This is a genomic window from Citrobacter pasteurii (assembly GCF_019047765.1).
Lineage (GTDB): Bacteria > Pseudomonadota > Gammaproteobacteria > Enterobacterales > Enterobacteriaceae > Citrobacter > Citrobacter pasteurii.
This window is the reverse complement of the sequence record NZ_CP077262.1, coordinates 394810-420826: the sequence shown is the minus strand read 5'-3', so window position 1 is coordinate 420826 and position 26017 is coordinate 394810. Positions and strand designations below refer to the sequence as shown.

The window sequence follows — 26017 nt, the reverse complement described above, 5'->3', positions numbered from 1 at the left end:
AGGCTTACTTCTCTTCCTGCTGCGGTCGATACAGTTGCCGATAGTACGCCAGACGTTGCAGATACAGCTGCGCGTTCTCCTGTGGTATTTCAGAAGGGACTACGTCGCGCGGCGGTGTTTTATTCAGATATTCGCGAAAAGCCTGGCTGGAAGCCATAAAATCGACGGTCTTATCAATCAGAACCGAAACGTTATCACCTATTTTCGCCATAATCTTCCCTCCTCCATGTATTAACCGCGCTCAGCCTGTGCGGTTGCTCTTTTAAGTTTAGGATCGGTTGGGCGATTATATTAAGGAAAACGTGCTTCGCTATAAACCCGCCAATAAAAAGCGCCATGGCCAATCTTATCGCTTAAAGTCCCTTATGAATCAAAACAGTAGCATTACCATTAGCTTAATAATACTTGCGGTATTTGATTATTTATCTTCGATGAGTTGTGAATAATCCCGCTCTGCGCGCATACTATAGGATATTCATCCTATTTTTATCAGAAGCTATCCTATGAAAGAAGTCGAAAAAAACGAAATTAAACGCCTGAGCGATCGTCTTGACGCTATCCGCCACCAACAGGCTGACCTGTCCCTGGTTGAAGCCGCCGACAAATATGCCGAGCTGGAGCAAGAGAAAGAAACTCTGGAAACTGAGATCGCACGACTGCGTGAAGTACACGGCCAAAAGCTGAGTAAAGAAGCACAGAAGCTCAGCAAACTCCCATTCAGCCGTGCCATCACCAAAAAAGAACAGGCCGACATGGGCAAGCTGAAGAAGAGCGTGCGCGGCCTGATCGTCGTCCACCCGATGACCGAGCTTGGCCGTGAAATGGGCCTGAAAGAGATGACGGGCTTCGCGAAAAGCGAGTTCTAATCTGCCACCGGGCAACACTCGCTTGCCCGGTTCTTCTCTTCCCCTCGCAATTGGCCCTACCAATTTCAGTCAGATCCTACCAGCACCTCACATTTCATTAAAATGTGCGTACAATACCGTTGCCAATAAATAACATTTGATTAACCATTCATTGTCATTACCCCTACACAACAATATTGGCAGGGCCACTTTTACACATAGTGTGACGAAGAGATGAGCACAGACTCATTGCATTATGTCAGCGGCCCCCAGGAGACCTGCAATGAATCTCTGGCAACAAAACTACGACCCGGCCGGTAACATCTGGCTTTCAAGCCTGATTGCCTCGCTACCTATTCTGTTCTTTTTCTTCGCGCTGATTAAGCTCAAGCTGAAAGGCTATATTGCGGCATCGTGGACGGTGGTCATTGCCCTGTCGGTCGCCTTATTGTTCTACAAAATGCCGGTCGATCACGCGCTGGCATCCGTGGTGTACGGTTTCTTCTATGGTCTGTGGCCGATTGCCTGGATCATTATTGCGGCGGTATTCGTCTATAAAATCTCGGTCAAGACCGGGCAGTTCGACATTATCCGTTCGTCGATTCTCTCCATCACCCCTGACCAGCGTCTGCAAATGATCATCGTGGGCTTCTGTTTTGGGGCGTTTCTGGAAGGTGCCGCTGGTTTTGGTGCGCCCGTCGCGATTACCGCTGCGCTGCTGGTTGGCCTCGGCTTTAACCCGCTGTATGCGGCAGGGTTATGCCTGATCGTAAACACCGCGCCAGTCGCTTTTGGGGCAATGGGCATTCCGATTCTGGTTGCCGGTCAGGTCACCGGGCTGGACAGTTTTGAAATCGGCCAGATGGTGGGCCGCCAGTTGCCGTTCCTGACGATTATCGTACTGTTCTGGATCATGGCGATTATGGACGGCTGGCGCGGCGTGAAAGAGACCTGGCCTGCGGTGATGGTCGCTGGCGGCTCGTTTGCTATCGCGCAGTACCTCAGCTCTAACTTTATCGGGCCGGAACTACCGGACATCATCTCTTCTCTGGTTTCTCTGGTCTGCCTGACGCTGTTCCTGAAACGCTGGCAGCCGGTGCGCATCTTCCGCTTTGGCGACATGGGCGCTTCCCAGGTCGATCAGACGCTGGCTCGCACCCGTTATACCGTTGGACAGGTGGTCCGCGCCTGGTCGCCATTCCTGTTCCTGACGGCAACGGTCACGCTGTGGAGCATCCCGCCGTTTAAAGCGCTGTTTGCCCCTGGCGGCGCGATGTACCACTGGGTGGTCAATATTCCGGTTCCGTTCCTCGACAAACTGGTAGCCCGCATGCCGCCGGTGGTACACGAAGCCACAGCCTACGCGGCGGTGTACAAGTTCGACTGGTTCTCGGCAACCGGTACCGCCATTCTGTTTGCCGCGCTGCTGTCTATTGTCTGGCTGAAAATGAAGCCGTCTGCCGCTCTGCAGACCTTTGGCAGCACGCTAAAAGAGCTGGCGCTGCCCATCTATTCCATCGGAATGGTGCTGGCATTCGCGTTTATCTCTAACTACTCCGGTCTTTCATCAACCCTGGCATTGGCTCTGGCGCACACCGGTAACGCCTTTACCTTCTTCTCGCCGTTCCTCGGCTGGCTGGGGGTATTCCTGACCGGTTCAGACACCTCATCAAACGCACTGTTCGCAGCCCTGCAGGCAACGGCAGCTCAGCAGATTGGCGTCTCCGATGTCCTGCTGGTTGCGGCGAATACCACCGGCGGCGTGACCGGTAAGATGATCTCCCCGCAGTCAATCGCCATCGCCTGTGCGGCCGTGGGGCTGGTGGGTAAAGAATCTGACCTGTTCCGCTTTACCGTGAAACACAGCCTGATTTTCACCTGTATGGTCGGTGTGATTACCACGCTGCAGGCCTATGTCTTAACCTGGATGATTCCATGATTGTGATGCCCAGACGCCTGTCAGACGAGGTCGCATCTCGTGTGCGGGCGCTGATTGAAGAACAACAGCTGGAGGCGGGCATGAAATTGCCCGCCGAGCGCCAGCTGGCCGTACAGCTCGGCGTATCCCGTAACTCACTGCGCGAGGCGTTAGCCAAGCTGGTAAGTGAAGGTGTGCTGATTAGCCGTCGTGGCGGCGGGACGTTTATCCGCTGGCAGCATGAAGCGTGGTCCGAACAAAACATTGTTCAGCCACTGAAAAGTCTGATGGCGGACGACCCTGATTACAGCTTCGATATTCTCGAAGCCCGCCACGCCATCGAGGCCAGCACTGCCTGGCACGCCGCCATGCGCGCCACAGCCGCCGACAAAGAGAAAATCAGGCTCTGTTTCGAGGCCACACAAAGTGAAGATCCGGATCTCGCTTCACAAGCAGACGTTCGCTTTCACCTTGCCATCGCTGAAGCCTCACACAACGTGGTGCTGCTACAGACCATGCGTGGTTTCTTCGACGTATTGCAGTCTTCGGTAAAACAGAGTCGCCAGCGTATGTACCTGGTGCCACCGGTGTTTTCACAGCTCACAGAACAACACCTTGCTGTGCTGGACGCGATTGTCTCCGGAGACGCCGATGGCGCGCGGAAGGCGATGATGGCGCACCTCAGTTTTGTCCATACCACCATTAAACGCTTTGATGAAGACCAGGCCCGCCAGGCGCGTATCACCCGTCTGCCCGGTGACCATAATGAAATTAGCAGGGAGAACAACACATGATTATTTCAGCAGCCAGCGATTATCGCGCCGCAGCCCAGCGCATTCTGCCCCCTTTCCTGTTCCACTACATTGACGGTGGCGCGTACGCGGAGCATACCCTGCGCCGTAACGTGGAAGATTTATCAGAGGTGGCACTCCGCCAGCGCGTGCTGAAGAACATGTCAGATCTCAGTCTGGAAACCACCCTGTTTAACGAAAAACTGTCGATGCCGGTGGCCCTCGCGCCTGTCGGTTTATGCGGCATGTATGCACGCCGGGGCGAAGTTCAGGCCGCCGCCGCCGCTGATGCTAAAGGCATTCCGTTTACGCTTTCGACGGTATCCGTCTGCCCAATTGAAGAAGTCGCCCCGACCATCAAGCGTCCAATGTGGTTCCAGCTGTATGTCCTGCGCGATCGCGGCTTTATGCGTAACGCCCTGGAGCGTGCCAAAGCGGCAGGCTGCTCCACGCTGGTCTTTACTGTCGATATGCCCACGCCAGGCGCCCGCTACCGTGATGCCCATTCCGGTATGAGTGGTCCAAATGCGGCACTGCGTCGCTACTGGCAGGCCGTCACCCATCCACAATGGGCATGGGACGTTGGTCTGAACGGTCGGCCGCATGATTTAGGCAATATCTCGACCTATCTTGGCAAACCCACCGGCCTTGAGGATTACATCGGTTGGCTGGCGAATAACTTCGATCCGTCTATTTCCTGGAAAGACCTCGAGTGGATCCGTGAATTCTGGGATGGTCCGATGGTGATCAAAGGGATCCTCGATCCAGAAGATGCCCGAGACGCCGTGCGCTTTGGCGCCGACGGGATTGTGGTGTCAAACCACGGTGGGCGCCAGTTAGATGGCGTGCTTTCTTCCGCCCGCGCGCTGCCCGCCATTGCCGACGCGGTAAAAGGCGATATTGCGATTCTGGCCGACAGCGGGATCCGCAACGGCCTGGACGTGGTGCGCATGATTGCACTGGGTGCGGATAGCGTGCTGCTGGGCCGTGCTTATCTGTACGCGCTGGCAACCCACGGTCAGGCCGGTGTGGCGAATCTGCTGAACCTGATCGAGAAAGAGATGAAGGTGGCGATGACACTGACCGGTGCGAAAACCATTAGCGAAATCAGCCGCGACTCGCTGGTACAGGAACTGGGCAAGAGCCTGCCTGCCGCATTGGCTCCTCTGGTCCAGGGTAGCGCAGCGTAACAATCCCCCCGTAAACCCCCTTTTTCTCAATGGTCGGCCTGTTTTCAGCCCGACCATTTTTTATTCGAAAAATAACGATTGGTTAACATTTACAACCAATATATTTGACAATTATTTTTCCACCTGCCAAATGTATATACAAGCTAATACAACAGCATTTTATACATGTACCCTAAATAATTCGAGCTGCAGGAAGGCGGCGACGCAGCGAATCTCAGGAGCGTACATAAGTACGTGACTGGGGTGAGCGAGTAAAGCCAACGCACATGCAGCTTGAAGTATGACGGGTAGATAACAACCATCATAACGGGCGAGGGTGACATGGCTTATTCCGGAAAAGTGAATATCCAGCAGGCGATAGATGACAGTCGTTTTTCACAGTTTCACTGGGTCATTATTGTCCTGGGATTTCTGGTCCTGGCCATTGACGGCTTCGATACGGCGGCGATGGGCTATATTGCGCCCACGCTCTCAGCCGACTGGGGCATCAAAAAGCAGGATCTTGGACCGGTGTTAAGCGCCGCGCTACTGGGCCTCTCATTTGGCGCCCTGCTGGCGGGACCGATTTCCGATCGTATGGGCCGTAAACGCGTGCTGGTCTTTTCCTGTCTGTTCTTTGGCCTCGCCAGTCTGGGTACAGCGTATGCCGAGACGCTGAATATGCTCACATTTTGGCGCTTTCTCACCGGGCTGGGTCTTGGCGCAGCAATGCCCAATGCCATCACCCTGGTCTCAGAATTTGCCCCTAAACGCTGCCGTTCAATGGCCATTAACACCATGTACTGCGGCTTCCCTCTTGGTGCTGCGGGTGGCGGAGTTATCTCCTCCTGGCTCATTCCCAACTACGGCTGGCATAGCGTACTGCTGGCCGGCGCGATCGCCCCGCTGGCCCTCACCGTACTGTTGGTGCTGTTCCTGCCGGAGTCGGTTAAGTATCTGGTTCATCGGGGTAAAGGGGTTGCACAGGTTAAACGCATTGCTCAACGCTTTATGTCGGGGAGTCTGGAACAGGTCACCCAGTTTTACCTGGAAGAAGATCGGGTGGCGGTCAAAAAAGGCAGCGTAGCGCAGCTATTCAGTATGCCCTGGCTGCCGGGTACGCTGATGCTGTGGATGACCTACTTTATGGGGTTGGTTATCTATTACGTACTGCTCAGTTGGATGCCAACGCTGATGCTGGGAATGGGCTATCCGCTGGCTGAATCCGCCTGGCTGACGTCGCTGTTTACTTTCGGCGGTACTGCGGGGATCCTGCTGGCCGGCTGGTTGATGGATCGTTGGGAAGCACACAAAGTGGTGTCACTCGGCTTTATGCTGACGATGCTGTTTGCCCTCGCACTCGGTTTTGAGCATAACCATATCGTTCTGTTCGGCGCACTGATCTTCCTGATGGGGATTACCATGAACGGCGCGCAGTCCGGACTGCAGACGCTGGCCGCCACGTTTTATCCGACCCACTGTCGCGCAACCGGCATTGCCTGGATGCAGGGCGTAGGTCGCTTTGGTGGCGTCGCCGGCACCATGACCAGCGCCCAACTGCTGTCCATGCAATGGCAGGCTGATAGCATACTGATGTTCCTCAGCGTTCCGGCGCTGGTCGCCGCTGCCGCGACGATTTACAAGCTGCAACGCTATAAACCCCAGTCGCTGACCGTCGCATAGTACCCGCTCTTTCTGTTATTCTGCCCCCCGCTATTAAGGGGGCAGTATGCTTAACATCGTATTATTTGAACCAGAAATCCCGCCAAATACCGGCAATATTATCCGTCTTTGCGCCAACACCGGCTTTCGTCTGCATATTGTTGAGCCAATGGGCTTTACCTGGGACGACAAGCGCCTGCGTCGCGCGGGGCTGGATTACCATGAGTTTACCGCCGTGCTGCGCCACCCTGATTACGCCAACTTCGTCGCCGCAGAAAATCCGCAACGTCTGTTTGCCCTGACCACCAAAGGTACGCCAGCGCATAGCGCGGTAAGCTATCAGGACGGGGATTATCTGATGTTTGGCCCGGAAACACGCGGTCTGCCTGCCAGCATTCTCGACGCGTTGCCTGCCGAACAAAAAATTCGTATTCCGATGATGCCGGACAGCCGCAGCATGAACCTGTCTAACGCGGTGTCAGTAGTGGTGTATGAGGCCTGGCGCCAGCTAGGTTATCCTGGCGCGGTATTGCGTAGTTGATTTTTGTCGGATGGCGGCTGACGCCTTATCCGACCTACGGGGTTTGTAGGCCCGGTAAGCACTGCGCCACCGGGCATAGCTCGAAATCAGATGCCATCGCCGTATTCGAAAGTATGATGTATCCCGTTGAAATGCTGATCCATATCCATAGATGGCTTATCGCTGTCAGGCTTGCCGACGATGCGCGCCGGAACGCCTGCGGCGGTTGTATGCGGGGGTACCGGCTGTAAAACGACGGAACCTGCGCCAATTTTCGCGCCACGCCCGACTTCAATGTTGCCGAGAATTTTTGCTCCCGCGCCAATCATCACGCCTTCACGAATTTTCGGATGACGGTCGCCGCCTGCTTTACCGGTCCCGCCAAGCGTGACGGATTGCAGAATAGAGACGTCGTTTTCAATTACCGCCGTTTCGCCCACTACAATACCTGTAGCGTGGTCGAGCATAATACCGCGACCAATTTTTGCCGCCGGATGGATGTCCACCTGGAAGGTAACAGAGACCTGATTTTGCAGGAAGATCGCCAATGCCTGACGCCCCTGATGCCATAGCCAGTGGCCGATGCGGTAGGCCTGAAGCGCGTGAAAGCCCTTCAGATAAAGAAGTGGGGTGGAATATTTATCGACGGCCGGGTCACGCGTGCGTACCGCCTGAATATCGCAAGCCGCCGAGGCAATCATTTCAGGATCGGCCGCGTAGGCCTCTTCCACGACTTCGCGAATCGCAATAGCAGGCATGATCGGAGAAGCGAGTTTATTCGCCAGCATATAGCTCAGCGCACTGCCGAGGTTTTCATGCTTGAGCAGCGTTGCGTGGTAAAAACTGGCCAGCATTGGCTCACATTCCGCCAGTGCCCGGGCTTCCGCTTTAATGTTTTTCCAGACGATATCCAGTTCTTCACACGGCATTGCGTACTCCAGAAGGTAGCAAAACGACCAACCCGTTCTACGCGGGTCGGGTCGTTAGATTGAAACGGTTCCTTACGGCTAGTGGCTGCTTCGCTCGTCCTTGCGCGCACGACCTAATAACGTCAATGCTGCCTCGCGCGCATTTTTTCCGCAATACAATACTTGATAAATTTCCTCGGTTATTGGCATCTCGACACCAAAACGGTGCGCCAATTCACGAACTTCTTTCGTATTGCGGTAGCCTTCAACCACCTGGCCAATCTTGTCCTGCGCACCCTGCACGTCCATACCCTGGCCGAGCATCATGCCAAAACGACGGTTACGCGACTGGTTGTCGGTACAGGTCAGCACCAGATCGCCCAAACCCGCCATCCCCATAAAGGTGGCAGGATCGGCACCCAGCGCCGCGCCAAGGCGAGACATTTCGGTCAGTCCGCGAGTGATCAATGCGGTTCGCGCATTCGCGCCGAAGCCGATGCCGTCAGACATCCCCGCGCCAATCGCAATGACGTTTTTCACCGCGCCGCCAAGCTGCACGCCAATGAAATCCGGGTTGCTGTAGACGCGGAAGCTTTTGCCGCAGTGCAGCAACTGCTGGAGATCGTCAGCAAAGGCGTCGTCCGTCGAGGCCAGAGAAATCGCCGTCGGCATGCCCGCCGCCAGCTCTTTGGCGAACGTCGGACCGGAGATAACCGCCAGCGGGATAGAATCACCCAGCGCTTCGCGCGCGACGTCCTGCAGCAGACGCCCCGTTTCCGCTTCCAGACCTTTTGTCGCCCAGACCAGCCGCGCGTCAGGACGCATCAGCGGTTTGATGTTACGCAGCACTTCGCCAAAGACGTGGCTCGGTACCACCACCAGAATATTACGACTGGCGGCCAGCGCAGTGGCTAAATCACTTTCCAGGCGCAGCGTTTCGGGAAAAGGCACATCAGGGAGGAATGCGACGTTGCAGCGATCGTGCTCAAGGGTCGCGATATGTTTCGGATCATGGCCCCACAGGACAACCTGATGGCCATTTCTTGCCAGGGTGATGGCAAGAGCGGTGCCGTACGAGCCGGCACCAATCACAGTCATTGAAGCATTACTTTGGTTCATCAGGCATCCTGATGTTCTTCAGTACCTTCGCCAGCCTGCTGCTGTAAATAGTTCATGAACAGCGCATCAAAGTTGACCGGCGCAAGGTTCAGTTGCGGGAATGTACCGCGTGAAACCAGGCTGGTGATGCATTCGCGGGCATACGGGAACAGAATGTTCGGGCAGTATGCGCCAAGGCAATGCGCCATCTGAGTCCCTTCAATACCACTGATGGAGAAAATACCGCCCTGCTGAACTTCGCACAGAAACGCCGTTTCTTCACCCAGAGAAGCCGTTACGGTGACACGCAGCACTACTTCATACACATCATCTGCCAGTTGGGTAGATGCGGTATCTAGATCCAGTTTAACCTCTGGCTGCCAATCTTTCTGGAAAACATGCGGTGCATTTGGCGCTTCGAAAGACACATCCTTGGTATAAATACGTTGGATCTGGAAAGCCATTTCAGTGTTATTTTGTTCTGACATGTTGAGAAAACCCTTTAGTGTTGTCCTTTAAATACTATCCGTACGCCTTAACGCAGCAGTGGATCCAGTCCACCACGCGCATCCAACGCATACAAGTCGTCACAACCACCAATGTGCTGTGCATCAATAAAAATCTGCGGAACCGTTGTACGGCCACTGCGTTTGATCATCTCTTCACGCTTCACGGCATCGCCGTCAATCGGAAGTTCCTGGAAACTCACGCCCTTGCTGTTCAACAGCGCTTTTGCGCGATGGCAAAACGGGCAGGTTGCTTTGGTATAGATCTCAATATTGGCCATGCCTTATCTCCAGTGTTCTTTTGCCCTGCAGGATAAAAGACGACGGGTAAATTACTTGCCGCGAACCAGTGGCAGATTCTCACCACTCCAGCCCGCTACGCCGTCTTTCAGTACAGATACCTGCTCAAAACCGGCTTTAATCAGCGCAGTTGCTGAATCCTGGCACTGCATACCAGAGCCATCAACCACAATAACAGGTTTGTTTTTGTGTTTTTCCAGCTCACCAAAGTTGTTGGCTTTGATTTCGCTCGGCAGCAGGTTAGTGGAGCCTGCGATATGGCCTTTGCGGAAGTCGTCGCGCTGACGTAAATCGACGATAACGGCGTCTTCTTTATTGATGAGACGTGTAGCTTCGCCGCGCGTAATCACCTTCACTTTTGAGGTCAGGCTTTTAAACGTGGTAAACAATACAGCCGCCAGTAACGCAATCCAGGCGATACTCAAGACAGGGTGGCGACTAACAAATTGCATAATTTCTTGCATGGGGGGTAACAACTCCCGACTCAGTGATTAAAAAAAACCAGGAAAGGAGTATACCTGCGCGTTGGCGCAAATACAGCCAGAGCGTGCATTGGATTGCATTTTTGCGGGGCGCTACGGAAAAAAAAATGTAAATCAGTGTTCCCCCTGGCACGCGATCCCTCATTATTTGATCTTCGGGGGCTACTTTATCGATTCAGCTGTAGTAAAATTATGCAATTATTTTTTATCTATTGAGTGTGAGGTTGTCGCAATGTCGGTTTCTAAAAAACCTATGGTACTGGTGATTCTGGATGGCTATGGCTATCGTGAAGACAGCCAGGATAACGCCATCTTTAATGCCAAAACCCCGGTAATGGATGCGCTGTGGGCAAAACGTCCGCATACCCTGATTGATGCGTCTGGTCTGGAAGTCGGCCTGCCCGATCGCCAGATGGGCAACTCCGAAGTGGGTCACGTCAACCTGGGCGCGGGCCGCATCGTGTATCAGGACCTGACCCGTCTGGACGTTGAAATCAAAGAACGTACTTTCTTCGCTAACCCGGTGCTGACCGATGCGGTCGACCAGGCAAAAAATAGCGGCAAAGCGGTACACATCATGGGTCTGCTCTCTGCTGGCGGCGTTCACAGCCACGAAGATCACATCATGGCGATGGTAGAAATGGCCGCTGAACGCGGTGCTGAGAAAATCTATCTGCACGCTTTCCTTGATGGCCGTGATACCCCGCCGCGCAGCGCTGAACATTCACTGCAGAAATTCGAAGAGAAATTTGCCGCGCTGGGCAAAGGCCGCGTGGCGTCCATCATCGGCCGTTACTACGCCATGGACCGCGACAACCGTTGGGATCGCGTGGAACAGGCTTATGACCTGATGACGCTGGCAAAAGGCGAGTTCCAGTTCGCTACGGCGGTTGAAGGTCTGCAGGCCGCTTATGCCCGTGACGAAAACGACGAATTCGTTAAAGCCACCGTGATCCGTGCTGAAGGCCAGGCTGAAGCCGCCATGGAAGACGGCGATACGCTGATTTTCATGAACTTCCGTGCTGACCGTGCGCGTGAAATCACCCGTGCGTTTGTTAACGCTGACTTCGACGGCTTCGCCCGTAAGAAAGTCGTTAACCTCAACTTTGTGATGCTGACCGAATATGCGGCCGACATCAAAACTGCGGTTGCTTACCCACCAGCATCTCTGGCCAACACCCTTGGCGAGTGGATGGCGAAGAACGACAAAACGCAGTTGCGTATTTCCGAAACCGAAAAATATGCACACGTAACCTTTTTCTTTAACGGCGGCGTAGAAGAGCCGTTCAAAGGCGAAGACCGTATTCTGATCAACTCACCGAAAGTCGCAACCTACGATCTGCAGCCGGAAATGAGCTCTGCTGAACTGACCGAAAAACTGGTTGCTGCGATTGAGAGCGGGAAGTACGACACCATCATCTGTAACTACCCGAACGGCGACATGGTTGGTCACACCGGGGTGATGGAGGCAGCGGTTAAAGCGGTTGAAGCGCTGGATCACTGCGTTGAGCAGGTGGCTAAAGCGGTTGAATCCGTTGGCGGCCAGCTGCTGATCACCGCGGACCACGGTAACGCAGAGCAAATGCGCGATCCGTCCACCGGTCAGGCGCATACCGCGCATACCAACCTGCCGGTTCCACTGATTTATGTTGGTGGCAAAAACGTCAAAGCAGTCGAAGGCGGTAAACTTTCTGATATCGCCCCGACCATGCTGACGCTGATGGGTATGGAAATCCCGCAAGAGATGACTGGTAAGCCGCTGTTCATCGTGGAATAATCCCTCCCCATGAGGGGAAAGGCGATTAATACCATCACTCGGGCCGTGAAACCGCGTAAGTTTTCAGTCAGGCCCTTGTTCTACGCCAGCGCGCTTAGCGCTGGCGTATTGCTGTGCGCCTTTTCCGCCCACGCGGACGAACGCGACCAGCTCAAATCTATTCAGGCCGATATCGCGGCAAAAGAACGCGCGGTACGCCAACAACAACAACAACGCGCCACCCTCCTCGCACAACTTAAAGCTCAGGAACAAGCCATCGCCGTTGCCGCAAGGCAGCTGCGCGAAACGCAAAACTCACTGGCACAGCTGAACGCGCAAATCGCAGAGATGAACGCCGCGCTCGCGAAGCTGGAAAAGCAACGAGCAGCGCAAGAGCGCAGTCTGGCAGCCCAGTTAGACGCCGCGTTTCGCCAGGGTGAACACACCGGTATTCAGCTCATCCTCAGCGGTGAAGAGACTCAGCGCGGGCAACGCCTGCAGGCCTATTTCGGCTATCTGAACCAGGCGCGCCAGGAGACTATCGCACAGCTGAAGCAAACCCGCGAAGAGGTCGACTCGCAGAAAGCCGAGCTGGAAGATAAGCAGAGCGAACAGCAGACGCTGCTGTACGAACAGCGTGCACAGCAGGCGAAACTGGAGCAGGCGCGTAATGAACGCCAGAAAACGCTCGCGGGTCTGGAGTCGTCGATTCAACAAGGTCAGCAGCAGTTAGGCGAGATGCGCGCCAACGAATCCCGCCTGCGCAACAGCATTGCTCGCGCCGAAGCCGCAGCCAAAGCACGCGCAGAGCGTGAAGCGCGTGAGGCGCAGGCCGTACGTGATAAGCAGCAGGAAGCATCACGCAAAGGTTCAACCTACAAGCCAACCGAAAGCGAAAAATCACTGATGTCGCGTACCGGTGGTTTAGGTTCGCCGCGCGGCCAGGCGTTCTGGCCCGTTCGTGGTCCAACGCTACATCGCTATGGCGAGCAGCTGCAAGGTGAGCTACGTTGGAAAGGGATGGTTATTGGTGCCTCCGAAGGTACCGAAGTTAAAGCCATCGCCGATGGTCGCGTCATTCTGGCGGACTGGCTGCAGGGCTATGGACTGGTCGTCGTGGTTGAACACGGTAAAGGCGATATGAGCCTGTACGGTTACAACCAAAGCGCATTGGTCAGCGTGGGTACACAGGTTCGCGCCGGGCAGCCTATTGCACTTGTGGGTAGCAGCGGCGGTCAGGGCAGGCCGGCACTCTATTTCGAAATTCGTCGCCAGGGTCAGGCGGTCAATCCACAGCCGTGGTTGGGAAGATAAGTTTTGCCTCAGTTTCGTCGTACTTTGCTCTCACTCGCCAGCCTGCTCTCACTCGCCAGCCTGCTGGCATTCGCAACACCTGTTTTCGCCGGCAAACTTGCTATCGTCATTGATGATTTCGGTTATCGTCCGCAAACAGAAAACCAGGTGCTGGCAATGCCTTCCACTGTCTCTGTTGCCGTCCTGCCAAACGCGCCACATGCACGTGAAATGGCGACTAAAGCGCATAACAGTGGACATGAAGTGTTAATCCATCTGCCGATGGCTCCGCTGAGCAAGCAACCGCTGGAGAAAGACACGTTACACCCGGAGATGAGCAGCGAAGAAATTGAACGGATTATTCGCGACGCGGTAAGCAAAGTGCCGTATGCAGTGGGACTGAACAACCACATGGGTAGTGCGATGACGTCCAGCCTGTTCGGCATGCAGAAGGTGATGCAAGCTCTGGAGCGCTACGACCTCTACTTCCTCGACAGTATGACCATCGGCAACAGCCAGGCCATGCGCGCGGCGGCAGGAACCGGGGTGAAGGTCATCAAACGCAAAGTCTTCCTCGACGATACACAAAACGAAGCGGATATTCGCCGTCAGTTTAATCGTGCCGTCGAACTTGCGCGTCGTAACGGGTCAGCGATTGCCATCGGGCACCCCCACCCTTCTACGGTACGCGTATTGCAGCAGATGCTGTATAGCCTGCCAGCCGATATTACGCTGGTTCGTCCGAGCAACCTGCTTAATGAGCCGCAGATCGATACCTCCAGACCTAACCTCACTCCACCGAGAAACGGTACGCCAGATGCGCCGCGTAATCCTTTCCGTGGGGTGAAACTGTGCAAACCGAAACAACCTCTGGAGCCGGTTTACGCCAACCGATTCTTTAGCGTGCTAGAGGAAAGCATCACACAAAGCACGCTGGTGCAATATATGAGACTGCAGTGGCAGGGCTGGGGGAACACATCCTCACCCAGCACAATGAACGCTAACGCAGATTAAGCGCTTTTCGGGCAATACGCGAAGGCGATGATGTTTTATCGCGCCATTTCCATAGACGGAATGACCATAGCAGCGCCTGGTACAATACTTTGGCACTGCGTACGTTAGTTATCATGCGCTTATACATACCAGAGACAAAAATCTCTGCGATCATGCGCTGACGAATATGCACATCCTGTTCTTTACGGACTGCATGGCATACGCGCAATGCTTCATAGGTGACTTGCTGATGAAATTCCGGATAAATAGTAATCCGATCGGCATATTTACGGTTCAACCTATCCAATAACCGCGTAATTTTAATATAATGCCGCTGGTAGTTGAGATTTTTTAAACCTTGTCGTTTAAGACGGCTGATTGATTGATCATGTAAGAAGTATTTATATAAAGATTGCTCGGTATATCGCACGCGTACAGCGTTAAACATAAACTCCGTCGTCCAGACAATATCCTGGTGATGTAACCCCGGAATAAATGTTATTTTATTTCTCTCAATAACATCCCGGCGATAAATTCCCATCCAGACCACATGTGTCCAGCGGCGTGAAGCCAACGCCATACGTAACCAGTCAGGGCCGGTCAACACCCCCGTAGACCGAAGACGATCCGTCGGTATTGATTGCCAGGTCTGTCCCGTTTCAAGAATGCACCAGTCGGAATTACACTGTGCTAAATCCAGGTCATCCTGAATTGCCATGGTCATCAGGGTTTCGTACATATTGGGATAAACCAGGTCATCGGCATCGACAAATGCAACGTAATCCCCTTTGGCCGCTTCCAGGCCACGGTTACGCGCTACGGATGCCCCTGCGTTAGCCTGATGCAACAACCGTACGTGGGGATAGTTGTCCGCATAATGTTGTGCAATATCAACAGAGTTATCCGTTGAACCATCATTCACAATGATGATCTCTAGCGCAGTCCATGTCTGTGCGATCAAAGATTCCATGCAATCCCGAAAACTATCACCCACGTTATACAACGGAATAATAACACTCAACATATTTGTGCAGTTTCTCATCAGCTAACCCAGGTTTGTCATTACACTGATGACTTTTACTACGGTTTCATTAAGGAATTATTAAGGTTAGAATGTATTTATGGGCAGAAACGCTGCAGTGAAAGTGTCTGGTTTGAGAAAGATGCCCTGCTACGCCTGCGTTCAGCAGGTTGATGAGAGCTCAGATCGTCTACATATCGGGGTACACAACCTGTATACTCTATCCCTATGAATTAATGTACTCTACAGGCTGATATTGAGGGAAAAGATGGCCATCAGTAAGACACACGAAAAAGGTTATACGGTCTATTGCAAAGAGACCAGAAAAGACCTTAAGTCACTGATGAATAAATACATCAAAAAAGAAATCAGTGGCAAACCGCTGAGCAGTGGTAACGCATTACGCAGCGTGGAGTTGGTCGAGTACAACTCGCAGAAATTTATCATCAAAAACGACCGTGAAGTTGATCCACGATTTGAGAAAAAATTACAGAACTTTACCTCCGGCCCTTTCTATTCCCGGCTGATCAGGAAGCTGGACAGGCTCCCGCCGGAAATGCGCATCTGTACTGCCGATCTCTACTATGCTGCTGAGAAAACACGTTTTCGCCAGTGCCATGATGTTTATACTATTCATGAATATATTGAAGGTGATCCTTTAAGAGAAATTAACCAGCAGAATGCTGACGAGGTAAAGCAATGCGTGCTGCGTCTTCACAAGGCCGGACTGGCATCAAATGATATTCACCCTGGGAATTTCATTCGCACGCCTACGGGTGAGTTAAGGATTATTGACCTGTCCTGTAAGGGAAATATGAAGGTCTGTCAGGCAAATGACATTCTGGCATTACAACGAAAATATAATATTAATGTTAAAGGCAGAGGGTTAATTTATAAACTCATCCTGCTTAAAGAAAATATAAGAGCGTTATCCAGAAAGATCCGCGGAAAATAAAATCTATGGTTTATACGGCCAGATAGCGATATCTGGCCGTAATTAACATTGAATGCACGCTGCGCATTCAATCCCAGCTCAGGATCACTTTCCCGGACTGGCCTGAACGCATGGCATCAAAGCCCTGCTGGAACTCATCAATAGAGAATCGATGGGTGATGATCGGCGACAGATCAAGGCCGGACTGGATCAGTGCAGCCATCTTGTACCAGGTTTCAAACATTTCGCGACCATAGATACCTTTAATAAACAGACCTTTAAAGATAACTTTCGTCCAGTCTATCGACATGTCTGATGGCGGGATCCCCAGCATGGCAATACGGCCACCGTGATTCATGGTGTCCAGCATGGTACGGAACGCTGGCGGCGCACCAGACATTTCCAGACCCACATCGAATCCTTCGGTCATCCCCAGTTCGGCCATCACGTCGGTCAGGTTCTCTTTCGAGACGTTGACTGCGCGGGTAATACCCATTTTACGTGCCAGCTCCAGACGATACTCATTAACATCTGTAATCACTACGTGGCGTGCACCAACGTGCTTCGCTACCGCGGCAGCCATAATGCCAATCGGCCCCGCACCGGAAACCAGCACATCCTCGCCAACCAGATCAAACGACAACGCCGTGTGTACCGCGTTACCAAATGGATCGAAGATAGACGCCAGGTCGTCGGAGATGTTGTCCGGAATTTTAAAGGCGTTAAACGCAGGGATCACCAGATATTGTGCAAAACAGCCAGGACGGTTTACGCCGACACCAGTCGTATTGCGGCACAAGTGAGTACGACCACCGCGGCAGTTACGGCAATGTCCGCAAGTGATATGGCCTTCACCAGAAACGCGATCGCCGATTTTGAAGCCTTTAACTTCCTGGCCGATACCAACAACTTCACCGACATATTCATGCCCTACAACCATTGGAACCGGGATGGTTTTTTGCGACCATTCATCCCAGTTATAAATGTGAACGTCAGTCCCGCAGATGGCTGTTTTACGGATTTTAATCAGCAAATCGTTATGGCCGACTTCCGGTTCAGGAACGTCGGTCATCCAAATGCCTTCTTCCGCTTTCAGTTTGGATAACGCTTTCATTTCACATCCTCAGGCAATTACGCCCAGTTGTTTACCAATGCGTGTGAACGCGTCGACTGCACGCGTAATCTGCTCAGGGGTATGTGCCGCTGACATCTGGGTACGAATACGCGCCTGGCCTTTTGGAACCACTGGATAAAAGAATCCAGTTACGTAAATCCCCTCTTTTTGCAGTTCGCGGGCAAACGCCTGCGCAACAACCGCATCACCCAGCATTACCGGAATAATCGCGTGATCGGCTCCTGCCAGCGTGAAGCCTGCGGCGGACATTTGCTCACGGAATTGACGCGCATTCGCCCACAGACGATCGCGCAGGTCGCTACCCGCCTCAACCATCTCCAGCACCTTAATGGAAGCAGCAACAATTGCCGGAGCCAGTGAATTAGAGAACAAATACGGACGGGAACGTTGACGCAGCCACTCAACAACTTCTTTACGTGCCGCAGTGTAACCACCTGATGCGCCGCCGAGTGCTTTGCCCAGCGTGCCGGTGATGATGTCCACACGGCCCATCACGTCACAATACTCATGAGAGCCACGGCCGTTCTCACCCACAAAGCCTACCGCGTGGGAATCATCTACCATCACCAGCGCATCATATTTGTCTGCCAGATCGCATACGCCTCTCAGGTTAGCGATGACGCCATCCATAGAGAACACGCCATCGGTGGCGATCAATACATGGCGGGCGCCTGCCTCACGCGCTTCTTTCAGACGCGCTTCCAGTTCCTGCATATCGTTGTTGGCGTAGCGGAAACGCTTCGCTTTGCACAGACGAACGCCATCGATAATAGAGGCGTGGTTCAGGGCGTCAGAGATAATGGCATCTTCTGCTCCCAGCAGCGTTTCGAACAGGCCGCCGTTGGCGTCAAAGCAAGAAGAGTAAAGAATGGCATCTTCCATACCCAGGAACGCCGCCAGTTTTTGCTCCAGTTGCTTATGGGTGTCCTGAGTGCCGCAAATAAAGCGCACCGAGGCCATACCAAATCCGTGAGAATCCATACCCGCTTTTGCCGCTGCAATCAGTTCCGGGTGGTTAGCCAGCCCTAAGTAGTTGTTAGCACAAAAGTTAATAACATGGCTTCCGTCAGCCACGGTGATATCAGCCTGCTGAGCAGACGTAATAATGCGCTCTTCTTTAAACAACCCTTCCGCGCGTGCGGTTTCCAGATCGTTCGTTAACTGCTTATAAAAATTCCCACGCATTGCAATTCTCCAGACTGGGCAAATTTCAGCACATATTACCCAATGCTATTGGTTTGTACGAGATGACTCATCATGACTTGTCTAAAATGCAGCATAAATCACGTGTACCCACATAACCTTTCAGGAATGACAGACCTGGCATCACAACCTGACTTACGTTGTCGCGTCATCAATGACCTGAGACACTGATGACGGTGCTATAGTAAATCCTGCCATAGCAAAGGCCTTATTAACCTTAATGATATAGTTGTCTTCGTAGAATTCCTCAATCGCCTGCTGAATCTGTTCGCCGGCAGGCAACGCTTTTCCATCAACAATTCCCTGTAGCAAGGAAACAAATTTTTCCGGTTCATCAGTAGGGTATAAATTACCGTTTATCCCTTCTTTGATAATGTCTGCAGGCCCCGTTTCACAATCAGAGCTAATGGCATAAACGCCGTGAGCGCTGGCTTCAACCAGAACCATAACGAAACCTTCAAAATGAGAAGTTAACAGCAGGCAGGTGATATTTTTTAGCGTATTTTGAATATATTCCCATGGTGATTTCTGCCAACCATGCCAGTGAATATTTCCACTAATCCCCAACGTTTCAGCTAATGCCGTTAAGGTATCAACATCCGGGCCGGTGCCGATAATATCTAAGGACCACTTCCCTTTTAGTTTAGCCAACCCGTTGAAAAGACTGCGTACATTTTTCTGTCCATCTGCCACAACCCTGCCTACATACACAAACCGGGCATGCTTCTCAGGGGTAGGGATACGGATATCGCATCGCGCAACGGGATTATAAATCGTTGCAATAGTGCTTTTTTCTATTCCCATCTCAATGAGCTGCTGAGTTATCCCTGAGCTAATTGAAAGATGATAGTCAGCTTTATTAATGTACTTGATTTTTTTCTTATAATTATTTTTGTAGAAGTTAAAAATAGAGAAGTGAAACCATGAAAATATTTTCACCTGCTTGCTTGTATATTTTCTTGCAACGTGACTGATGTAACATGAAAGCGTATCCAGGGAAATAATTATATCTGGACTTTCCTGAAGAATAATTTTTCGCAAACCATAAGCAAAACTTAGTCTTCTTAATTTAGTTATTTTTATATTAGAAGATAGATGACAATAGCGCTGCCCTGTGAGCCAGTCATTATTGACATTGCTATTATTATTTTTCTTAAAAAAAACAAAAGAGACATCAATATCAGGGTCTTGCGTCCGCAGCAGCCTCACCAAATTAATACATACCGTCTCCATACCTCCGAGGCCACTGGTTTCATAACCTGTAATAATTATCTTCTTAAGTTGCATATATTTTTTTCATTCCAACGACTATTGTCAGCCCCAACACAGTGCTTTACCTTGCTTATTCATTCGTTGATGGCTCCGAAAAAGCCAGCACCGCGCGCCTGAACATCCATTTACGACGTGAATCATACACCACCAGACCCTAACTATTTCAATTAAGAATGACTGAAGCAATAATCAGTACACATGTCACACGCCACATGACGCGACGTACTGCTGAAGCCGAAGCCATGTAGTGATATGATTAGAGGTATTCGTGTCTGAGATTGTCTCTGACTCCATAATTCGAAGGTTACATTTATGATCATCGTTACCGGCGGCGCGGGCTTTATCGGCAGCAACATCGTTAAGTCCCTGAATGACAAAGGCATCACCGATATTCTGGTGGTGGACAACCTGAAAGACGGCACCAAGTTTGTGAATCTGGTGGATCTGAATATTGCTGACTATATGGATAAGGAAGACTTCCTGATCCAGATTATGGCTGGAGAAGATTTCGGCGATATCGAGGCAATTTTCCACGAAGGCGCGTGCTCTTCCACGACCGAGTGGGATGGCAAGTATATGATGGACAACAACTATCAATACTCCAAAGAGCTGCTGCACTACTGTCTGGAGCGTGAAATTCCTTTCCTGTATGCCTCTTCTGCAGCAACGTACGGCGGTCGTACCTCTGACTTCATCGAATCTCGTGAATATGAGAAGCCGCTGAACGTCTATGGCTACTCAAAATTCCTGTTCGACGAATATGTACGCCAGATCCTGCCAGAAGCAAATTCTCAGATCGTTGGCTTCCGTTATTTCAACGTCTACGGGCCGCGTGAAGGTCACAAAGGCAGCATGGCGAGCGTCGCTTTCCACCTCAATACTCAACTCAACAATGGCGAAACGCCAAAATTGTTCGAAGGCAGTGAAAACTTCAAACGTGATTTCGTCTATGTCGGCGATGTTGCAGCAGTAAACCTGTGGTTCCTGGAAAACGGGGTTTCTGGCATCTTTAACCTCGGTACTGGTCGCGCAGAGTCTTTCCAGGCCGTCGCGGATGCCACGCTGGCATACCACAAAAAAGGCAGCATTGAGTACATTCCGTTCCCGGAAAAACTGAAGGGCCGCTATCAGGCATTTACTCAGGCGGATCTGACTAACCTGCGCGCTGCGGGCTATGACAAACCGTTCAAGACCGTTGCCGAAGGCGTAACGGAATATATGGCCTGGCTGAACCGCGACGCATAAGGCAGGCAATCAATGAGGATTCTGGTGGTTGGCCCGTCCTGGGTGGGCGACATGATGATGTCGCAAAGTCTCTATCGCACGCTCAAGGCGCGCTATCCCCAGGCGATAATCGACGTGATGGCACCTGCATGGTGCCGTCCGCTGCTGTCGCGTATGCCTGAAGTCAACGACGCCATCGCCATGCCGCTGGGACACGGCGCGCTGGAGATTGGCGAGCGCCGCAAACTGGGCCACAGTTTGCGTGATAAACGCTACGATCGCGCGTATGTCCTGCCGAACTCGTTTAAATCCGCACTGGTACCCTTCTTCGCGGGTATTCCTCATCGTACCGGCTGGCGTGGCGAGATGCGCTATGGTCTGCTGAACGATGCACGTGTACTGGATAAGGAAGCCTGGCCGCTGATGGTCGAGCGCTATGTCGCGTTAGCGTACGATAAAGGCGTGATGCTCACAGCCAAAGATTTACCACAGCCGCTGCTGTGGCCACAATTACAGGTCAGTGAAGGTGAAAAGTCACTTACCTGTAGCCAATTTTCCCTCTCGGCTGAACGTCCAGTCATCGGTTTCTGCCCCGGGGCAGAATTTGGTCCAGCGAAACGTTGGCCACATTACCACTATGCTGAACTGGCAAAGCAGTTGATTGACGAAGGTCATCAGATTGTCCTGTTTGGCTCGGCTAAGGATCATGAAGCTGGCAATGAAATTCTGGCTGCACTGAGCGTTGAACAGCAGGCATGGTGTCGGAACCTGGCTGGTGAAACGCAGCTGGAGCAGGCCGTTATTCTTCTCGCCGCCTGCAAAGCCGTGGTCACCAATGACTCCGGTTTGATGCACGTGGCTGCCGCACTAAATCGTCCGCTGGTCGCTCTGTATGGCCCTAGCAGCCCGGATTTCACTCCACCACTCTCTCACAAAGCACGCGTGATTCGCCTGATTACGGGCTATCATAAGGTGCGTAAGGGAGATGCTGCACAAGGGTATCACCAGAGCCTGATTGACATCACACCTCAGCGCGTACTGGAAGAACTGAATAACCTGTTGTTACAAGAGGAAGTCTGACGGATGCAGGTTCTGATCGTTAAAACATCGTCAATGGGCGATGTGCTGCATACGTTGCCCGCATTAACAGATGCGCAGCAGGCCATTGCGGATATTCAGTTTGATTGGGTAGTGGAAGAAGGGTTTGCTCAAATCCCCTCCTGGCATCCGGCCGTAGACCGTGTGATCCCGGTGGCGATTCGCCGCTGGCGTAAAGCCTGGTTTTCCGCCCCCATTAAAGCTGAGCGCAAGGCTTTTCGCGATGCGGTACGTTTACAGAACTATGACGTGGTTATCGATGCGCAGGGGTTGGTAAAAAGCGCCGCGCTGGTCACTCGTCTGGCGCATGGCATTAAGCATGGTATGGACTGGAGTACCGCGCGCGAACCGCTGGCGAGTCTGTTTTATAACCGTAAGCATCATATCGCCAAACAACAGCATGCTGTTGAACGTACTCGTGAGCTGTTCGCGAAAAGTCTGGGATATACCAAACCCCAGTCGCAGGGTGATTACGCTATTGCACAGCATTTTCTGAATGAACGCAATGCCGATGCAGGGCAGTATGCCGTCTTCCTGCACGCCACCACTCGTGATGACAAGCACTGGCCGGAAGCGAAGTGGCGGGAGCTCATTGGCTTATTAAATCACGCAGAAATACGTATTAAGCTCCCCTGGGGCGCTCCGCATGAAGAAGCGCGAGCCAGACGACTGGCAGAAGGATTTGATTACGTAGACGTTTTACCGCGAATGAGTCTTGGGGATGTAGCCCGGATATTAGCCGGCGCTAAGTTTGTAGTATCCGTTGATACCGGATTAAGCCACTTGACCGCCGCACTGGATCGGCCGAATGTTACGCTATATGGCCCTACGGATCCGGGGTTGATTGGGGGATACGGGAAGAATCAGGTCACATGTCGTGCCCCGGAAGGAAAGCTTGCTTTGCTTGAACCCACTCAGGTTTATTCTCACATAGCGCTACTGTAATTATTCAGGTATCGCAGATATGTTAAATTCTTTCTTATACAATCGCTTTGCTATTTAACATATCTGCAGCTGACCAAAACTATGCACTATATCGTCTTTCATCCACGATTAAGCATTGTTGCATTCATCTACTTCCACCAACATAACCCAAGAATAATTCGTCGGCCATACCAGTATGAGGATGAAATTTTACGTCTGAAAAGTGATTTTTGCTTTTTCTTGTGACTCTTTATCTCTTTACGTTCTTTCTCTAACCAGCTCCCGGACAACTCTTCAGGGTGATGGACAAAGTTTGCCAGGTATATATCAGAAAAATAGCCCTGACGCATCAGATATGCCCATTCATCTATGATGAAAAAGTTATTTTCAAAACGGGAAACAAGTTTTTGAGCGGTTACAGAATTCATCAAATAACCGCAGGCTCGCAAAACATATCCATGACCAAATATAACTTTGCCGAAGGTCTGGCCACCAATTTTCTTGAGTTTAAGCAAATTTAAGACAACTTTATTTTTATACCTTAAACCATCCTGCCCACCAAGTAGGTATAACGCATCTTTATTGAGAACACTTTCATCGACTGTCGATATAAATTCCTTAAAATTCTGATCGATTATTGCATCATCCTCAAGAATACAAACCCAATCTTGTCCACTCTGCCCAAACTGTTTAAATGCCTTCATATGGCTTAGTGAGCAACCCAGTTCACCATCAGTAGGCGTATGGTTTTCCCTGTGCTGAAAGTCAGTTAACGGTATCTTGCGCTTTTCTTCGGCGGACAAATTTTTCCCATAGATAGCATCAACGAACGAATACTCGATCTTTAATTCATTCATTATATCTGATACGCGTTTTCGTCGGGCATCGTCAAAAGGAAGCGAAATGACCAGCACGTACATGAGTTCAAACCCTCTAATATAATTAAGCCAGCACCGTCATCGTGAACTAAAGATTAACAATCACTGGCCAGCTGAATAAACTTAATTAACTATTCTATGTAGCTATACAAAGTCTATCATTTCATATTTATAGTTTATTCTTTGATGTATGATTAATAATTTTATCAGTTTTTTTTGCATAAGTTGCAAAGAGATCGGACTCATCACGAATAATTTTATTAATGTCTTTTTTAAAGTATATCTTCAAAAATCTGAAGTAGTCTCTTTGCGTTAACCCGATGTTTAACGAGGAGAAGTACAAACCAATCAGATCTTTATTGCGCCAACGAACAGGAACCGCATTTCTTATCTGAGCCCGGTGCAGATCAATAACCGACAGTTTGAACGTATTATCCTCAAAATTGGCCGGTTGGTGCAATAAGAAGTGACAGAGATAGCAATCACGGTGATTAACGCCTCCCTGATGCATCCTTCTGACCATAATGGCAAGACGCTCAATTAATGCCATTTTAATTTTTCGCGCAGGTGGATTCACCAACCAATCTGCGCAATAGTCTTCCAGGCTAACCGCCGGGCTCAGATCTTCAGTTATAATAAATGAGATACGGTTGAGCGGATTTATACCTTGCTGCCCGAAACCAACACCGTGCATTGTATCAACATCCAGTTCCTGCAAACGGTGTATAGCATTCCATTCCCTATCAGCTCCGAGTACCGGCAAACGTAAAGAGAACAAGTTTTTGATAACTTCCTTCAGTTTAGTTCCCTGGTGCCATTTCAGGAAATAGCTTTTACCTGCAATCTCAAACCTTATCGTTCTACGCGTTTCGAGCTGTCTAAATGTTTCTCCCTGCAGCTTCTGCACTTCAGAAAAAGCATCTTTCCCTTTCCACAAGGATAAAAATGGTTCTTTTAACTCAACCATGGGCACCACCTATAATAATATCCGCTGCTTTCTCAGGTAGACTATAAAGGTCTTGAGTATCAGCAAAGTGTTGTGCATTCTCTTTCCAGGCATTTCTCTGCTCTGAGTCAGTTAAAGAAAAATAAACAGCTTCATTTAATAATTTTTGTTCAAACGGTTCATCAATAACAATGCCGCACTCAGCATCTTTAACATAATGAGCATATCCGCAAACTGCCGTTGTTATGACAGGTAAACCTGCTGCAATTGCTTCAACCAGCACGATCCCTGCGGCTTCCTGGTATGCCGGATGAATCAATAGATCGGCCGCTGCCATTAACTCTGAGACATCATTACGGCCAGGGAAGAACTTGATATTGTCAGCAACACCATACTCTGTTGCCAGCTTTATATAGCGATCAGGCTTATCCTGACCCACAACAAACAGAATCGTTTGTTTGCGGACAGCTTCCGGTAAGGAAGCAATCGCCCTGATAGTTCTGTCGACACCCTTACGGGTAAAATCAGAACCGATTTGTATAATTAAATACTGGAAACCACTGATATCATTTTCTTTCCTGAAGCTAGCTCTACAATTTGCTGCCTGAGAGCTATATTTTCTGTCAGGATAAATCCCCGGCGGAAGAATATGGAAACGCGCTGGCTCGGTATGATAGTGCTTCTGAAAATCCGCAATTTGCTTATCTGTTAACATCAACAGCTGTGTTGATTTTCCCTCAGCAAATGTTGCTTTCTCAAAGGCAGCATAATGCCGGTATCGTGGTGTCAGACGATAGAGCAAACCTTTTTCTTGCGCGACTTTTTCTGCGTAGCAGACATCAGCAGCATAATAAACATCTAATCCAGGCATTTTATTGAACCCAACGACCCGGTCTGCTGGATTACTCTCAAGATGTTTACTTACCCACCGATGATACTCAGCATTTTTCCCGTTGTTGGAGCATGACCTCACAGGAACAATGATGATCTCCAGGCTGTCTGGAATATTTCCTTGCCATGATTGTGTGTAAACCCGAACATGATGTCCACGTGATGCGACTGTCGACGCTATACGCAAAAAATCACGCTGTAACCCACCAAAAGGGAAATATTTATACAAACAGAAAGCAATAACCATTTT

General features: G+C 51.1%; 26 protein-coding genes. 13 read left to right on the top strand and 13 right to left on the bottom strand.

Annotated elements, in window-relative coordinates:
* Positions 1-4 precede the first annotated feature (4 nt).
* Positions 5-211: a hypothetical protein gene (locus I6L54_RS02070; protein WP_005120484.1), complete on the bottom strand. Its 207-nt coding sequence runs from the start codon at positions 209-211 to the stop codon at positions 5-7.
* 292 nt (positions 212-503) lie between these two features.
* Here I6L54_RS02070 and I6L54_RS02065 point away from each other — a divergent pair, with 292 nt between their 5' ends.
* The 6 genes from I6L54_RS02065 (at position 504) to trmL (ending at position 6926) form a co-directional block, all read left to right on the top strand.
* Complete coding sequence (locus tag I6L54_RS02065; RefSeq protein WP_005120482.1) at positions 504-866, top strand: YibL family ribosome-associated protein; 363 nt, start codon at positions 504-506, stop codon at positions 864-866.
* Positions 867-1128: 262 nt separating this feature from the next.
* Positions 1129-2784: an L-lactate permease gene (gene lldP / locus I6L54_RS02060; protein WP_005120481.1), complete on the top strand. Its 1656-nt coding sequence runs from the start codon at positions 1129-1131 to the stop codon at positions 2782-2784.
* Positions 2781-3557: a transcriptional regulator LldR gene (gene lldR, locus I6L54_RS02055; protein WP_005120480.1), complete on the top strand. Its 777-nt coding sequence runs from the start codon at positions 2781-2783 to the stop codon at positions 3555-3557. The genes lldP and lldR overlap by 4 nt, the downstream gene beginning before the upstream one ends.
* Positions 3554-4744, top strand: coding sequence for an FMN-dependent L-lactate dehydrogenase LldD (gene lldD, locus I6L54_RS02050; RefSeq protein ID WP_005120479.1), 1191 nt, complete (start codon positions 3554-3556; stop codon positions 4742-4744). The genes lldR and lldD overlap by 4 nt, the downstream gene beginning before the upstream one ends.
* A 321-nt stretch (positions 4745-5065) precedes the next feature.
* A complete protein-coding gene (locus I6L54_RS02045) occupies positions 5066-6406 on the top strand; it encodes an MFS transporter (protein WP_005120478.1) in 1341 nt (446 codons plus the stop codon).
* Between the two features lie 46 nt (positions 6407-6452).
* Complete coding sequence (trmL, locus tag I6L54_RS02040) at positions 6453-6926, top strand: tRNA (uridine(34)/cytosine(34)/5-carboxymethylaminomethyluridine(34)-2'-O)-methyltransferase TrmL (protein WP_040231592.1); 474 nt, start codon at positions 6453-6455, stop codon at positions 6924-6926.
* A gap of 86 nt (positions 6927-7012) precedes the next feature.
* On the opposite strand, the gene cysE is transcribed toward trmL, so the two are convergent.
* From cysE to I6L54_RS02015, 5 genes are all read right to left on the bottom strand, one after another.
* A complete protein-coding gene (gene cysE / locus I6L54_RS02035) occupies positions 7013-7834 on the bottom strand; it encodes a serine O-acetyltransferase (protein ID WP_003024160.1) in 822 nt (273 codons plus the stop codon).
* Positions 7835-7912: 78 nt separating this feature from the next.
* Entirely contained in the window at positions 7913-8932 is a 1020-nt protein-coding gene (gene gpsA / locus I6L54_RS02030; RefSeq protein WP_003024157.1) for an NAD(P)H-dependent glycerol-3-phosphate dehydrogenase, read from the bottom strand.
* The gene (gene secB, locus I6L54_RS02025) at positions 8932-9399 is read right to left on the bottom strand and encodes a protein-export chaperone SecB (protein ID WP_003024155.1); all 468 of its coding nucleotides are present in this window, start codon (positions 9397-9399) and stop codon (positions 8932-8934) included. The genes gpsA and secB overlap by 1 nt, the downstream gene beginning before the upstream one ends.
* A 47-nt stretch (positions 9400-9446) precedes the next feature.
* Positions 9447-9698, bottom strand: coding sequence for a glutaredoxin 3 (grxC, locus tag I6L54_RS02020; protein WP_003024152.1), 252 nt, complete (start codon positions 9696-9698; stop codon positions 9447-9449).
* Positions 9699-9749: 51 nt separating this feature from the next.
* Positions 9750-10181 carry a rhodanese-like domain-containing protein gene (locus tag I6L54_RS02015; RefSeq protein ID WP_005120473.1) on the bottom strand — a complete coding sequence of 144 codons (432 nt, stop codon included), beginning with the start codon at positions 10179-10181 and terminating at the stop codon, positions 9750-9752.
* A 250-nt stretch (positions 10182-10431) separates the two neighbouring features.
* Between I6L54_RS02015 and gpmM the strand changes: the two genes are divergently transcribed.
* Genes gpmM through I6L54_RS02000 form a run of 3 tightly spaced genes read left to right on the top strand, consistent with a single transcriptional unit; the run spans position 10432 to position 14262 of the window.
* A complete protein-coding gene (gene gpmM / locus I6L54_RS02010) occupies positions 10432-11976 on the top strand; it encodes a 2,3-bisphosphoglycerate-independent phosphoglycerate mutase (protein ID WP_040231588.1) in 1545 nt (514 codons plus the stop codon).
* A 33-nt stretch (positions 11977-12009) separates the two neighbouring features.
* A complete protein-coding gene (envC, locus tag I6L54_RS02005) occupies positions 12010-13269 on the top strand; it encodes a murein hydrolase activator EnvC (RefSeq protein ID WP_245163440.1) in 1260 nt (419 codons plus the stop codon).
* 3 nt (positions 13270-13272) lie between these two features.
* On the top strand, positions 13273-14262 hold the full coding sequence (locus I6L54_RS02000; protein ID WP_040231586.1) for a divergent polysaccharide deacetylase family protein: 990 nt from the start codon (positions 13273-13275) through the stop codon (positions 14260-14262).
* On the opposite strand, the gene I6L54_RS01995 is transcribed toward I6L54_RS02000, so the two are convergent.
* Positions 14249-15283 (bottom strand): glycosyltransferase, encoded by a 1035-nt coding sequence (locus I6L54_RS01995; RefSeq protein WP_040231585.1) that lies wholly within the window; start codon positions 15281-15283, stop codon positions 14249-14251. The genes I6L54_RS02000 and I6L54_RS01995 overlap by 14 nt on opposite strands.
* Positions 15284-15530: 247 nt before the next feature.
* Between I6L54_RS01995 and rfaY the strand changes: the two genes are divergently transcribed.
* A complete protein-coding gene (rfaY, locus tag I6L54_RS01990; RefSeq protein ID WP_005120465.1) occupies positions 15531-16217 on the top strand; it encodes a lipopolysaccharide core heptose(II) kinase RfaY in 687 nt (228 codons plus the stop codon).
* A 67-nt stretch (positions 16218-16284) separates the two neighbouring features.
* Here the strand turns inward: rfaY and tdh are convergent, their stop codons facing one another.
* From tdh to I6L54_RS01975, 3 genes are all read right to left on the bottom strand, one after another.
* Positions 16285-17310: an L-threonine 3-dehydrogenase gene (gene tdh / locus I6L54_RS01985; protein WP_005120462.1), complete on the bottom strand. Its 1026-nt coding sequence runs from the start codon at positions 17308-17310 to the stop codon at positions 16285-16287.
* 9 nt (positions 17311-17319) lie between these two features.
* Positions 17320-18516 (bottom strand): glycine C-acetyltransferase, encoded by a 1197-nt coding sequence (gene kbl, locus I6L54_RS01980; protein WP_005120460.1) that lies wholly within the window; start codon positions 18514-18516, stop codon positions 17320-17322.
* 153 nt (positions 18517-18669) lie between these two features.
* On the bottom strand, positions 18670-19821 hold the full coding sequence (locus tag I6L54_RS01975) for a glycosyltransferase (RefSeq protein ID WP_040231583.1): 1152 nt from the start codon (positions 19819-19821) through the stop codon (positions 18670-18672).
* A gap of 297 nt (positions 19822-20118) precedes the next feature.
* On the opposite strand from I6L54_RS01975, the gene rfaD reads away from it, so the two are divergent.
* The 3 genes from rfaD to rfaC are packed head-to-tail and all read left to right on the top strand — an operon-like array spanning position 20119 to position 23073.
* The gene (rfaD, locus tag I6L54_RS01970; RefSeq protein WP_003827312.1) at positions 20119-21051 is read left to right on the top strand and encodes an ADP-glyceromanno-heptose 6-epimerase; all 933 of its coding nucleotides are present in this window, start codon (positions 20119-20121) and stop codon (positions 21049-21051) included.
* 12 nt (positions 21052-21063) lie between these two features.
* Complete coding sequence (gene rfaF, locus I6L54_RS01965; protein ID WP_040231582.1) at positions 21064-22110, top strand: ADP-heptose--LPS heptosyltransferase RfaF; 1047 nt, start codon at positions 21064-21066, stop codon at positions 22108-22110.
* A gap of 3 nt (positions 22111-22113) precedes the next feature.
* Positions 22114-23073: a lipopolysaccharide heptosyltransferase RfaC gene (rfaC, locus tag I6L54_RS01960; RefSeq protein WP_040231581.1), complete on the top strand. Its 960-nt coding sequence runs from the start codon at positions 22114-22116 to the stop codon at positions 23071-23073.
* 128 nt (positions 23074-23201) lie between these two features.
* On the opposite strand, the gene I6L54_RS01955 is transcribed toward rfaC, so the two are convergent.
* The 3 genes from I6L54_RS01955 to I6L54_RS01945 all read right to left on the bottom strand — a co-directional run bounded on the left by I6L54_RS01955 (position 23202) and on the right by I6L54_RS01945 (position 26014).
* Positions 23202-23972 carry a glycosyltransferase family 25 protein gene (locus I6L54_RS01955; protein ID WP_040231579.1) on the bottom strand — a complete coding sequence of 257 codons (771 nt, stop codon included), beginning with the start codon at positions 23970-23972 and terminating at the stop codon, positions 23202-23204.
* A gap of 127 nt (positions 23973-24099) precedes the next feature.
* Positions 24100-24897: a lipopolysaccharide core heptose(I) kinase RfaP gene (rfaP, locus tag I6L54_RS01950; protein ID WP_040231577.1), complete on the bottom strand. Its 798-nt coding sequence runs from the start codon at positions 24895-24897 to the stop codon at positions 24100-24102.
* Positions 24890-26014: a glycosyltransferase family 4 protein gene (locus I6L54_RS01945; RefSeq protein WP_040231576.1), complete on the bottom strand. Its 1125-nt coding sequence runs from the start codon at positions 26012-26014 to the stop codon at positions 24890-24892. The genes rfaP and I6L54_RS01945 overlap by 8 nt, the downstream gene beginning before the upstream one ends.
* Positions 26015-26017 lie beyond the last annotated feature (3 nt).